Annotated in this window: 8 protein-coding genes; all 8 read left to right on the forward strand. The window is 42.5% G+C overall.

Annotated features, from left to right (window positions below):
• The first annotated feature begins 26 nt into the window (after positions 1–26).
• The 8 genes from rbfA to glyS all read left to right on the forward strand — a co-directional run bounded on the left by rbfA (position 27) and on the right by glyS (position 13,713).
• Positions 27–377, forward strand: a complete 351-nt coding sequence (rbfA, locus tag N596_RS09215; RefSeq protein ID WP_023022291.1) for a 30S ribosome-binding factor RbfA — start codon at positions 27–29, stop codon at positions 375–377.
• Between the two features lie 144 nt (positions 378–521).
• Positions 522–2,153, forward strand: coding sequence for a Na/Pi cotransporter family protein (locus tag N596_RS09220; RefSeq protein ID WP_023027716.1), 1,632 nt, complete (start codon positions 522–524; stop codon positions 2,151–2,153).
• 579 nt (positions 2,154–2,732) lie between these two features.
• Positions 2,733–3,884, forward strand: coding sequence for an N-acetylglucosamine-6-phosphate deacetylase (gene nagA / locus N596_RS09225; protein ID WP_042361367.1), 1,152 nt, complete (start codon positions 2,733–2,735; stop codon positions 3,882–3,884).
• A 338-nt stretch (positions 3,885–4,222) separates the two neighbouring features.
• Complete coding sequence (locus tag N596_RS09230) at positions 4,223–4,450, forward strand: hypothetical protein (RefSeq protein WP_042361369.1); 228 nt, start codon at positions 4,223–4,225, stop codon at positions 4,448–4,450.
• Between the two features lies 1 nt (position 4,451).
• Positions 4,452–5,294: an aldo/keto reductase gene (locus tag N596_RS09235; protein ID WP_023027719.1), complete on the forward strand. Its 843-nt coding sequence runs from the start codon at positions 4,452–4,454 to the stop codon at positions 5,292–5,294.
• A 257-nt stretch (positions 5,295–5,551) separates the two neighbouring features.
• Positions 5,552–10,042, forward strand: a complete 4,491-nt coding sequence (locus N596_RS09240) for a S8 family serine peptidase (RefSeq protein WP_023027720.1) — start codon at positions 5,552–5,554, stop codon at positions 10,040–10,042.
• A gap of 510 nt (positions 10,043–10,552) precedes the next feature.
• Complete coding sequence (gene glyQ / locus N596_RS09245) at positions 10,553–11,470, forward strand: glycine--tRNA ligase subunit alpha (protein ID WP_000038760.1); 918 nt, start codon at positions 10,553–10,555, stop codon at positions 11,468–11,470.
• Between the two features lie 206 nt (positions 11,471–11,676).
• Complete coding sequence (gene glyS / locus N596_RS09250; RefSeq protein WP_023022303.1) at positions 11,677–13,713, forward strand: glycine--tRNA ligase subunit beta; 2,037 nt, start codon at positions 11,677–11,679, stop codon at positions 13,711–13,713.

Genomic DNA, 13,713 nt, shown 5'->3' on the forward strand with positions numbered 1-13,713 from the left:
TAAAGACAGATCAGAAAGGAGTTCCTATGGCAAGTCATTTTCGGACAGACCGAGTAGGGATGGAAATCAAGCGTGAAGTCAACGAAATTTTGCAAAAAAAAGTTCGTGACCCACGTGTTCAAGGTGTCACCATTACGGATGTTCAGATGCTAGGCGATTTGTCTATGGCTAAGGTCTACTATTCGATTATGAGTGACCTGGCTTCAGATAATCAGAAGGCTCAGACAGGGCTTGAAAAAGCAACAGGAACCATCAAGCGCGAATTAGGTCGGAATTTAAAATTATATAAGATTCCGGATTTAACCTTTATCAAAGATGAATCCATTGAATATGGAAACAAAATTGATCAAATGTTACGAGAGCTTGATAAAAAATAATGAACAAAACGATAGATTTTGTAGAGTCTATCGTTTTTTTAGGACAAAATTCAGAAGAAATTTCAAAAAAAAACTTGTGTCCAAGTGGTGGATGTTTTAAAATAGAGTGAGTAAACTTTTATCGAATGATGATGGAGGAAAGAAATGTCCATTGATTGGCAGAACATTTTATTTAACTTCTTAGGTGGCTTGGGTCTCTTTCTCTATAGTATTAAAACCATGGGAGAAGACTTGCAACAGGCTGCAGGGGATCGCCTTCGATACTATATTGATAAATATACGAGTAATCCCTTTCTAGGGGTTCTAGTAGGGATTGGGATGACTGCTTTGATTCAGTCTAGTTCAGGGGTTACAGTGATTACGGTCGGTCTGGTGAGTGCTGGACTTCTAACCCTCCGTCAAGCTATTGGTATTGTTATGGGGGCCAATATTGGAACTACTGTTACCTCCTTTATCATTGGTTTTAAATTAGGAGACTACGCCTTGCCTATGCTTTTTATCGGAGCGATTTGTCTCTTCTTTACCAAAAATCGTTTGGTTAATAATGTTGGACGAATCGTTTTTGGTGTCGGTGGTATCTTCTTTGCCCTCAACTTGATGAGTGGGGCTATGGAACCTCTTAAAGATTTGCAAGTTTTTCGTGACTACATGGTGGAGTTGAGTAAAAGTCCTATCTTGGGTGTCTTTGTCGGATCAGGATTAACTCTTTTGATTCAGGCTTCCTCTGCAACCATTGGTATCTTACAAAATCTCTATGCTAGTCATTTGATTGACCTTAAAGGGGCTCTCCCAGTTCTCTTTGGTGATAATATCGGAACGACCATTACAGCCATCATTGCTTCCTTGGGAGCAAATATTGCGGCCAAACGTGTGGCGGGTGCCCATGTAGCCTTTAATGTTATCGGAACCATTATCTGTCTTGTCTTCCTTGTTCCGTTTACATCTTTGATTCAATGGTTTGAAACGACTCTTCATTTGTCTCCCGAGATGACCATAGCCTTTGCTCACGGGACCTTTAATATTACCAATACCATCATCCAGTTCCCCTTCATTGGAGCTTTGGCTTACTTTGTGACGAAATTGATTCCTGGTGAGGATGAAGTGGTCAAATACGAACCACTTTACTTGGATGAAAATCTGATTACCCAAGCTCCTTCGATTGCTTTAGGAAATGCCAAAAAAGAACTATTGCATTTAGGAACCTATGCTGAAAAGAGTTTCGACTTGGCCTATCGCTACATTGTAAATCAAGAAGAAAAGCTAGCTGAAAAAGGCCATAAAACAGAAGAAGCCATTAATACCATCGATGATCAGTTGACCAAATACTTGATCCGCTTGTCTAGTGAAGCTCTGAGTCCAAAAGAAAGTGAATCCTTGACTAATATTTTGGATTCTTCTCGAGATTTAGAGCGGATTGGAGACCACGCGGAATCCTTAATCAACCTGACGGACTACCTCATTCGGAAGAAAGTTGTGTTTTCTGATAATGCCTTGGCTGAATTAGAAGATATCTACCAACAAACTGCTACTTTTGTTAAAGATGCACTTAGAAGTGTAGAAGAGGATAACCAAGAGTTGGCAGCAGAGTTGGAACAGCGCCATCAGGCAATTGAAAAGCTCGAAAAGAAATTGCGGAAGACCCATATTTCTCGTCTAAACAAGGGCGAGTGTACACCTCAAGCAGGTGTCAACTTTATTGATATGATCTCTCACTATACACGTGTTGCAGACCATGCCATGAATTTAGCAGAGAAGGTACAATTAGAGCAGATCTAAAAAAGCAAAAAGAGGCTGGGACAAAAGTCCTAGCCTCTCAATTGTCTTTGGATTGTCGAGCAAGACGCAGTGGTTGAGTAGGGATCTACTAGGCTGATTTCATCAGCTTTTACAGTCCTACTCAACTGTGCGGAGGTGGGACGACGAAATCGAATCTAACGAGTGACCGATTTTTGTCCCACTCTCTTTAGATTGGTATAACATTTTTTTTAAAACTTTCCTTAGGTGAGTACGGACGTCAGCGAACTTCTTCGAAGTTCCATGACTAATTATTGAGCCTAAGGTCTCAATAATTCCGTGTACCTAGACCTTAATTGATCTAGGCACTTTTCTCACAGCGGAAAGTTTTAGATCTGCCTAATTTCTCAAAAAAGATAATTTTTTAAAAAAATCATCTATCTATTTTATGGAAAAAGTTTGTCAATATTCTGAAATCCAGTTCTTTAGAACTGGATTTCTTATTGTATTTATAAAGAATATTAATATATTTAAATAAAATAGGTCTAGACCATTTACAAATGTAGCACAAAGGATTATAATGTGTATGAATATATCGGTAGAAAAAGAAAGGAAATCACCATGACAACCTATATACAAGCAGATCAATTCTTTTATCCCCATGGAATTCGTAAGGGAGGATATCTAGAAATTGTCGATGGCAAATTCGGAAAACATGTGGATCAGCTACCAGAGGGAGCTACCGTTTTGGACTATACCGGCTATAGTATTGCTCCTGGTTTGGTTGATACGCACATCCATGGATTTGGTGGAGTTGACGTTATGGACAACAACATTGAAGGAACCCTTCATACTATGAGTGAGGGGCTCTTGAGCACAGGGGTTACTAGCTTTTTGCCAACAACTTTGACCTCTTCTTATGAGCAATTATTAGCAGTAACTGAAAACATTGGAGCACGATACCAAGAAGCTTCTGGTGCAAAGATCCGTGGGATTTACTTTGAAGGTCCTTACTTTACAGAGAAGTACAAAGGAGCTCAAAATCCAGCCTATATGAAAGATCCTCGGATGGATGAATTCCGTGCATGGCAAAAAGCAGCCAATGGCTTACTCAATAAAATTGCCCTTGCTCCTGAGCGGGAAGGTGTAGAAGACTTTGTCCGTACAGTAACAGGAGAAGGGGTGACAGTTGCGCTGGGGCACTCCAATGCAACCTTTGACGAAGCCAAAAAAGCAGTGGATGCTGGGGCTAGTGTCTGGGTGCATGCCTATAACGGAATGCGCGGCTTGACGCACCGTGAACTTGGAATGGTTGGGGCTATGTACCAACTTCCACATACTTATGCAGAGTTAATCTGTGATGGCCATCACGTTGATCCAAAAGCCTGCGATATTCTCCTCAAACAAAAAGGAGTGGAAAATATTGCCTTGATCACCGACTGTATGACAGCTGGTGGCTTGGAAGATGGCGACTACATGTTGGGTGAATTCCCTGTTGTCGTAGAAAATGGAACGGCCCGTTTGAAATCGACAGGAAACTTGGCTGGTTCGATCTTGAAGCTTAAAGATGGCTTGAAGAATGTTGTTGAGTGGGGCATTGCTAATCCTCATGAAGCGGTCATGATGGCCAGTCTCAATCCTGCTAAATCTGTCCATATTGATGATGTCTGTGGCCAAATTCGTGAGGGACATGATGCTGACTTTATTGTACTTGATAAAGATTTAGAGTTGGTTGCAACCTTCTTGGATGGCCAAAAACGATTTGAAGCTTAATGGTGAAAAAGAGGTTCGAATACGAATCAATTGCTTTCGCTTCCTTTCACTAGTTTTAAAATTGAATTTCTTCCATGAGGCTGGGACAAGAGTCCTAGCCTCTCAATTGTCTTTAGATTGTCTAGCAAGACGCAGTGGTTGAGTGGGCTCTACCACGCTGATTTCATCAGCTTTTACAGCCCTACTCAACTGTGCGGAGGTGGGACGACGAAATTGAATTCTAACGAATGACCGATTTCTGTCCCACTCTCATTTAAATAAGATTCCTTGGCCTAGCCATTTGTCTCATTGCTCTGATACATGGTATAATGAAATTAATTGAATCGCGAGGTAGTTTTATGAATAAGATAAATGTACGTTTTTTGTTGATGGGATTATTTTTCTTTCTCTACGGTATGTTACGCCGTAGTCCCGTCATTCTAGTGGCAGGTAGTGCCTTTTTACTCTATGCCTTTTTTAGTAAATCAATGGTGCAACCTAAGGAAAATATCTTTAAGCCAAAGTTGCGCTTGAATGCAAAGACTTCTAAGTCTGATGAAAAAACAAAGAAAAGTGACGGGAAATAAGATGGAGAGCTACAAACTAAATGACGGACGCCAAATTCCTGTACTAGGTTTTGGTACTTGGAAGGCGAAAGATGGCGAGGAAGCTTATCAAGCAGTAAAAACAGCCTTAGAAGCGGGCTATCGCCATATTGATACGGCAGCCATCTATCAAAATGAAGAAAGCGTCGGAAAGGCTATCCGGGATAGTGGTATTCCAAGAGAAGAGCTTTTTGTAACGACCAAGTTGTGGAATAATCGTCACACCTATGAGGATGCTGTCAATGGCCTAGAGGAATCTTTGCACAAATTGGGTCTAGAATATATCGATTTGTATTTAATCCACTGGCCAAATCCTGTGACTCACCGAGAAAATGAGGCCTGGAAAGAACGGAATCGTGAGGTTTGGAGAGCCATGGAAGATATGCAGGCAGTGGGTAAAATTCGCTCTATTGGCGTGAGTAACTTTTTGCCTCATCACCTGGATGCTTTGTTGGAGAGTGCCAAAGTTCTTCCAGCAGTCAATCAGATCCGCTTGGCTCCTGGAGTCTATCAAGAGGAAGTAGTCCGTTATTGCCGTGATAAAGGAATTTTATTGGAGGCTTGGGGTCCATTTGGTCAAGGAGAGCTTTTTCAAAATGAGACAGTTCTTGCATTGGCTAAAAAATATAGTGTAACTCCAGCCCAGCTTCTTTTAGCTTGGAGTTTAGCAGAAGAATTTTTACCTTTGCCTAAATCAGTGACTCCTGAACGCATTGCAAGTAATCTTCAATGCACTACAATCGAATTGGCTCCAGAAGACTGTGAGCTCCTTCGGAAGATCCCAGTAGAAGCGGGAGCGCCAGATCCAGATACCAAAGACTTTTAAGACAGTAAGTTAGTTGATTTATAAAAGACAGTGAGAGTTTGCTCTCGCTGTTTTTTTGTGCAATGAGATAAAAAAACGGATGATTGGTTTTAGTTTTCTAATTATTTGAATTATAAAATCACTAAAAACAAACAAAAAACACCTAATTAAAGATATCATGCGGAAATATTACAATTTGATAACAAAGTTAATGTTGAGTGAATTTTCTGAAAAATTAGGAGTATAATAAGAATAATTTAGTATATAGGGGGAATCTTATGAGTAAACAGCGTTTCTCATTGAGAAAATATAAATTTGGTGTTGCATCGGTGCTGTTAGGGTCGGTCCTTGTCTTTGGAGCAGGAAATGTAAGTGCGGATGAAACAAAACAACCAGAGACGGCAGTAATTGCATCTGCAGAAGCAAATCCAGCGTTGCCAAGCGAGTCTGCTTCTCCTGTAAGTGATCAAGCAAATGAGCAGACTAGAGACTCAGTAGTTGAAAATGGTAAAGTTGTTGACGAGCCAGCCTCTTCAGAAAAAGGGGCAACAAGTCCATCTGTCGAATCAGGTAGCCAAGTAGTTGCCCAGGAAGCAAAAACAGAGGATAAAGCTACTGAAAAGCAAGTAGAAGCTGTAACTAAAATTGAGGCTAAACCTGCAGAAAAAGCAAGTGAGGGACAGGAAAAAACAGAAGTTAAACCCTCTTCAACAGAGGAGAAGGCTGAGGCTAACCCTGCAACAGAAGCAAGAGCTGAAAAGAAAGCTGAAGACAAACCATTCAGTATCAGCAGCAATACGATTATTAATGTGCCTCAAACTTGGGAAAAAGGCTACAAGGGTGAAGGGACTGTTGTTGCAGTCATTGACTCTGGTTTAGATGTCTACCATGAAGTATTGCGGATTTCAGACCCGACAAAAGGGAAGTTCAAAAATCAAACAGAATTAGAAGCTGCAAAAAAAGCAGCGGGAATTGACTACGGAAAATGGTACAACGATAAGGTCGTCTTTGCTTATGATTATATGGATGGAGATGACAATATCAAAGAAAAAGACCATGATTCACATGGTATGCACGTAACAGGGATTGCGACTGGGAACCCTGACAAAAAAGCTGGGGATGGCAACTATGTATACGGAGTTGCTCCAGAAGCCCAAGTGATGTTTATGCGTGTTTTCTCTGATCGTAGTGGATCAACCAGTGATGTTGTCTATGTGAAAGCGATTGATGACGCAGTTGCATTGGGAGCGGACGTCATCAACATGAGTTTGGGATCTGTGACAGGTTCTACTGTGAATGCTAGTCCCGCTGTCCGGGAAGCTATCCAACGAGCACGCGCAAAAGGGGTTAGCGTCATTATCGCGGCAGGAAATAGCAATACCTATGGATACGGTTATGACAATCCAAGTGCTGAAAACCCTGATTACGGTGTCGTGGGGAGTCCTTCAACCGTAGAAGAGTCTATTTCAGTTGCATCCGTAAATGATTCGGTTGTAACAGAAGAAGTCTTTACAGTTCGAGGCTTGGAAGACAATGCCGACTTGGATAAAGGAAAATTCACCTATACAGCAGCTGAAACAGATGCCAATTTCGAAAATGGGAAAGAATATGATTATGTAGATGCTGGTTTGGGGCGTGAGAGTGATTTAGACAGTCTCGATTTGACTGGTAAAGTTGCCCTTATCAAACGTGGCGAAATCACCTTCTCAGATAAGGTCGCTAATGTCTATAAAAAAGGAGCAATTGGAGCCCTTATTTACAACAGTGTCGAAGGCGCGAATGTCAAAATGGGCCTCGAAGGGGATGCGAGAAAGATCCCTGCTGTTTTCATTTCTAAGCGCTATGGAGAAGCGATTAAAGGTAAAGACTACAAGCTTGTCTTTGATGGTAGCTTAGACAATCGTCCAAACCCTGATGCAGATAAGATGTCAGATTTCTCCAGTTGGGGAGTCTCAACAGATGGCCAATTAAAACCGGATGTCACAGCACCTGGTGGGTCGATCTTTTCATCTCTAAATGACAATAGCTATGGTAGTATGAGCGGAACCAGTATGGCCTCCCCTCATGTAGCTGGGGTATCGGCTTTGGTGAAGGAATACCTCCAAGCTCATCATCCAGAACTTTCGCCAGAGGAGCTATCTGCAACAGTCAAAGCCTTAATCATGTCAACCGCAAAACCGCACCTCAACAAAGAAACGGGTGCTTACACTTCGGTACGTCAACAAGGGGCGGGGATTGTGGATACTGCTGCAGCGGTTTCAACAGACCTATATGTAACGAATGAAGATGCTTACCCAAGCGTAACTCTTGGCAATGTCGAGGATCGGTTTAGTTTTGATGTGACCGTTCATAATATTTCTGATACTGACAGAGAGTTGAAGATGATTGTGAATACCACTACCGACGATGTAAAAGATGATCGCTTTACCTTGAAGCCTCGGAAATTAACAGAGACGGTATGGCCAAATGTAACTGTAAAAGCCCATAGTAGTCAGACAGTGACAGTGACTGTCGATGCGTCTAAGTTTGCAGAGGAATTGACTAAATTGATGCCGAACGGTTACTTCCTAGAAGGATTTGTTCGCTTTGTGGATCCAGCAGATGACGGCGATGTGGTTAGCATTCCATTTATGGGCTTCCGTGGTTCTTTCCAAAATATCCCTGCGGTTGAAAAACCAATCTACAATTTGGTAAGAGAAGGGAAATCAGGATTCTACTATGATGTTCCAGAAACCAAACATGTGCCATCAAAGACGAATGTAACATCCTTAGTCTCTAACGCTAACGACGTGCTCTATTCGACTGCTAAGAAGGAAACAGCAGAACGAAGCCCAATCGTTCTTGGGACAGTAGAAACTCCAGAAGGTTTGAATGTCCTCCATTTAGATGCGGATGGCAATGTACGTCTGGCTATTTCTCCAGATGGAGATGGAAACAAAGATTACGTGCAGTACCGGGCTGTAGTCTTGCGAAACCTAAAAAATATGAAAGCAGCTGTCTACAAGGCAGATGATCAAGCATTTGCTCAGCCAGTTTGGACAAGTACAGGAGCTTTCTCTGCTCGTAAGAATTATTTTGACGGACGTGGGAAACGATCTTATCTAGTCGACAACACGGCTTGGGAAGGAACTAATGCCAAGGGTGAAAAGGTGGCGGATGGTCACTATATCTATGAGGTTCGTTATACGCCAGCAGTTCCAGGAGCAGAGGAGCAAGTTGTTCGCTTTAACCTCCAAATTGATACCCAAAAACCAGTCTTGACTTCAGGTTACACGACCAAGAAGGATGGGGTAGAAACCTTCTATGCTCGTAAAACAAAAGATGTTGGCAATGGTGGAATCTTACGAGAGCAAGTCTTCTATGTCAAGACCTTTGATGAAGAGGGGACCCTAGTTAAGGAGGGGAAAGACGCCCTAGGGAAGACTAGCCGTTTTGAAAACCGTGTCTATTTAACGGCAAATGAAGATGGAGGCTATACTCTTCCAGAAGGAATCAGTAAAGACTTACTTTACTATGTGGTTGAAGATTACGCTGGAAACCGCGACTTTGCCTCTCTTGCTGATTTTGCTGCTACTGAGGATAGTGGCCGAATTAAGGTATCAGTCCTAGATGCCGATACACATCAAGAATTAGATACTGATTTTGTCTACCGTATCAAAGATGAACAAGGGCAGTATGTCAACTTAGATAAAGGGAAAGAAATCAATTTCCTTAAGTTTGGTAGCTATGTTGCAGAACTCTTTGCCTATGACAAATCAGATCTGAAACTCGTCAGCGAACGAACTCAGAAATTTGAAATCACTGCAGAGGATAGCTTTAAGACCATCGAATTCTTGGCCAAAGAGATTGTCACTGCTCCTTTGAGCCTGGTCTTTGATCAAGCAGTACCTAGAACAACACCAGTTGTCTTGAAGAATCAAGCTGGTGAAACCTTTGTTCTTCCAGTTCAACGCTATGGCAAGAATGCTTTTGGGAAAGATGTCCCAGTTGGAACTTATACGATTTCAGTCAGTCTACCAACAGGCTATGAGTTGTTTGAGGATGCACCGACTGTGACCGTTCTGGCGGATCAAAACAACCTCGCAAAACTTTCTGTTGTCATTAAGACCCAATTGTTGCAATTGCTGGCTCAACAAGCTAACTTGACCAGCACTCCTCAGTACTTTAATGCAACAAGTGAAAAACGTTTAGCTTATGATGCAGCATACCAAGAAGCTCAGAAAGCTCTTGCGACTAAGTTATCACAAGCAGAAGTTGACCAAATCTTTTCAAATCTTGGATTGGTAACCAGTCAATTAGATGGGAAAGAGTCTGATTTCACAGCGCTAAAATCAGCTATTGCTGCCTATGATGCGACTTCAAAAACAGGCCGTTATGCGAACGCTAAGGATTCTGCTCGACGTGCCTTTGATCAAAGCTTTAAGGAGTTGGCTCTCTTGCTCGTCCGCGAAGGTGTGACACAAGAGCAAATCAACCAAGCGCTTGCGAACTACCAGGCGGCTGATCAACAATTAACTGGCAAAACAACCGATTTCTCAAGTCTTAAGAAATTGATTGCAGCAGAACTCCAGTTCCAAGCTAAGAACGCTAAGTTTATCTATGCAGCAGATAAGGTGAAGGTGAATTACCTTCAAGCCTTTATCCGCGCTCAAGCAGTACTGGCTAATCCTGGTGCTAGTCAACAGGAAGTCAAGGCGGCCTTAGCAGAGGTTAAAGCTGCTAAGAAAAAATTAAATGGGAAAAAACCAAAGGTTGCAAAACGCCCATAACCTTACCCTTTCTTTGAAAGGAATTTCTACAAGTCTGAAACAACAGTTTCGGACTTGTTTTTTGTTTACACTCGAATAGAAATCTGCTATAATACTAGTCAAGAAAGAAAGGCTTATGGCGTTTTTTTAGCGAGCTTGGGACAGTGAAAGCCAAGTGGAACAAGATAGGCAAGTGGCGCTTTCTCTCAGTAGATAGCTGAGTACAGTAGAATAAAATGAAGTAATAAATTAGGGTGGAACCGCGTTTCTGACGCCCCTAGGTCACTTGACTTAGGGGGAAAGACACGGTTCTTTTTGTATTCTAGGTCGCAATAAATTATAGAAAATGGAGTAAATAATGTCTAAAAAACTAACCTTTCACTGCGTCAGTGGCAGAGACCTCCTTTCAGTCGGGCTGTCCCACGCTCAGCACTAGGGTGCCTGAGCTAGACGCAGTACTAACTCGTCTTGCCTCGTATGATCGACGAGGCAGACTCGTGTCGCAAGAAATTATAGAAAATGGAGTAAAACATGTCTAAAAAATTGACTTTTCAAGAGATTATTTTGACTTTGCAACAATACTGGAATGACCAGGGTTGTATGCTCATGCAGGCTTATGATAATGAAAAGGGTGCGGGTACGATGAGTCCTTACACCTTCCTTCGCGCCATTGGTCCGGAACCATGGAATGCGGCTTATGTAGAGCCATCTCGTCGTCCAGCAGACGGTCGTTACGGGGAAAATCCAAACCGTCTTTACCAACACCACCAATTCCAAGTGGTCATGAAACCATCACCATCAAACATTCAAGAACTTTACCTTGAGTCATTGGAAAAATTGGGTATCAATCCTTTAGAGCATGATATTCGCTTCGTAGAAGATAACTGGGAAAATCCATCAACTGGTTCAGCTGGTCTTGGTTGGGAAGTTTGGCTGGATGGTATGGAAATCACTCAGTTCACTTACTTCCAACAGGTCGGTGGCTTGGCAACAGGTCCTGTTACCGCTGAGGTCACTTATGGTTTGGAACGTTTGGCTTCTTACATCCAGGAAGTAGACTCAGTTTATGATATCGAGTGGGCTCCGGGTGTAAAATATGGAGAAATCTTCCTTCAACCAGAATATGAGCACTCAAAATACAGCTTTGAAGTTTCTGACCAAGATATGCTTCTTGAAAACTTCGAAAAATTTGAAAAAGAGGCCGGACGTGCTTTGGAATTGGGTCTCGTTCACCCAGCCTATGACTACGTTTTGAAATGTTCACATACCTTTAACTTACTTGATGCTCGTGGAGCGGTATCTGTTACAGAACGTGCCGGCTACATTGCCCGCATCCGTAACTTGGCCCGTGTCGTAGCTAAGACCTTCGTCGCAGAACGCAAGAAACTCGGTTACCCACTTCTCGACGAAGCCACACGCGCAAAACTCCTAGCAGAAGAGGAAGAATAAAGAGAGTGTATTAATAGAATTGGATTATAGAATAATCCTACAGAACCAGTTGCCGCAGTGATTGAGGTATCATTAGAGAAACTAATGATACCAGGCAAAATTGGAGACCTTAGGCTCCAATTTTAGCAATGAAACGACCTAGTCGGTTGCTTGCGTGCCAATCACATAAGGCAAACTGGAAAAAAGATATTTTCTGGAGAAAAAACATGACAAAAAACTTATTAGTAGAACTAGGACTTGAAGAGTTACCAGCCTACGTTGTCACACCAAGTGAAAAACAATTGGGTGAGAAAATGGCAGCCTTCTTGGATGATAACCGCCTTTCATATGAAAGCATTCAAACCTTCTCAACTCCACGTCGTTTGGCTGTTCGTGTACTTGGTTTGGCTGATCAACAAACCGATTTGACAGAAGATTTTAAAGGACCTTCTAAGAAAATTGCCTTGGATGCTGATGGAAACTTCTCAAAAGCAGCGCAAGGCTTTGTTCGTGGAAAAGGCTTGACTGTAGATGACATCGAATTCCGTGAAGTTAAGGGAGAAGAATACGTTTACGTGACGAAACATGAAGCTGGAAAACCTGCCAAAGAAGTCTTGGCCGGCGTTCCAGAAGTACTTGCTTCATTGACTTTCCCTGTCAGCATGCACTGGGCTAACAACACCTTTGAATACATTCGTCCAGTTCATACCTTGATTGTCCTTTTGGGTGATGAAGCGCTTGATCTCGACTTCTTGGATATCCATTCAGGTCGTGTGAGTCGCGGACACCGTTTCCTTGGACATGAAGTGGAAATTACCAATGCGGATTCGTACGAAGAAGACCTTCGTACCGTTTACGTCATTGCAGACAGCAAAGAACGTGAAAACATGATTCGTGAGCAAATCAAAGCTATTGAAGCAGAACAAGGTGTTCAAGTCCAAATCGAAGAAGGACTTTTGAATGAAGTCTTGAACTTGGTCGAATACCCAACTGCCTTTATGGGAAGTTTCGATACTAAGTATTTGGACGTTCCAGAAGAAGTCTTGGTGACCTCAATGGAAACGCACCAACGTTACTTTGTTGTACGTGACCTTGACGGTAAGCTTAAACCAAACTTCATCTCAGTCCGTAATGGGAATGCTGAGCACTTGGAAAATGTTATCCGAGGAAATGAAAAAGTCTTGGTGGCGCGTCTCGAAGATGGTGAATTCTTCTGGCGTGAAGACCAAAAACTCAAGATTGAAGACCTGGTTGCTAAATTGGCACACGTGACTTTCCATGAAAAAATCGGTTCTCTTTCAGAACACATGGCCCGTGCTGGTGTCATTGCGGCTTCCTTGGCTGAGCAAGCTGGCTTGACTGCTGAAGAAAAAGCAGCTGTAGCTCGTGCAGCAGAAATCTACAAATTTGACCTCTTGACTGGTATGGTTGGAGAGTTTGATGAATTGCAAGGAATCATGGGTGAAAAATACGCCCTCCTTGCTGGTGAAGATGCTGCAGTAGCGACAGCTATCCGTGAGCACTATCTTCCTGATTCAGCAGATGGAGCCCTTCCTGAAACCAAGGTTGGTGCCATCCTTGCTCTTGCGGATAAATTGGATACCCTTCTTTCCTTCTTCTCAGTCGGTTTGATTCCGTCTGGTTCCAATGACCCTTATGCGCTTCGCCGTGCAACACAAGGGATTGTTCGTATCTTGGATGCCTTTGGTTGGAACATCCCGATGGATGAGTTAATCGATAGTCTTTACGGACTTTCATTCGATAGTCTTTCGTATGCCAATCAAGCAGAAGTGCTCAACTTCATCAAGGCGCGTGTAGACAAGATGATGGGACGCACATCTAAAGACATCAAAGAAGCTGTACTTGCTGGTTCAAACTTCGTGGTAGCGGATATGCTTGAAGCGGCTGAAGCTCTTTCAGAAGCTGCTAAGACTGATGGTTATAAGGCAGCTGTTGAGTCACTCTCACGTGCTTTCAACTTGGCAGAAAAAGCAGATGCTTCAGTAGAGGTCGATGCTAGTCTCTTTGAAAATGATCAAGAAAAAGCTCTTGCTAAGGCGATTGAAGAATTAGAATTGACAGGTTCAGCTAGCGACAAATTGGCTCAACTCTTTGCTCTTAGCCCAGTCATCGATGCTTTCTTTGACAATACCATGGTTATGGCAGAAGATGAGGCTGTTAAAAAGAATCGTTTGGCCCTTCTTGCTAGTCTAGTAGCAAAAGCCAATAAAGTCGCAGCCTTTAACCAATTAAATACAAAATAA

The sequence above is a fragment of the Streptococcus ilei genome (genome assembly GCF_000479335.1).
Taxonomy (GTDB): domain Bacteria; phylum Bacillota; class Bacilli; order Lactobacillales; family Streptococcaceae; genus Streptococcus; species Streptococcus ilei.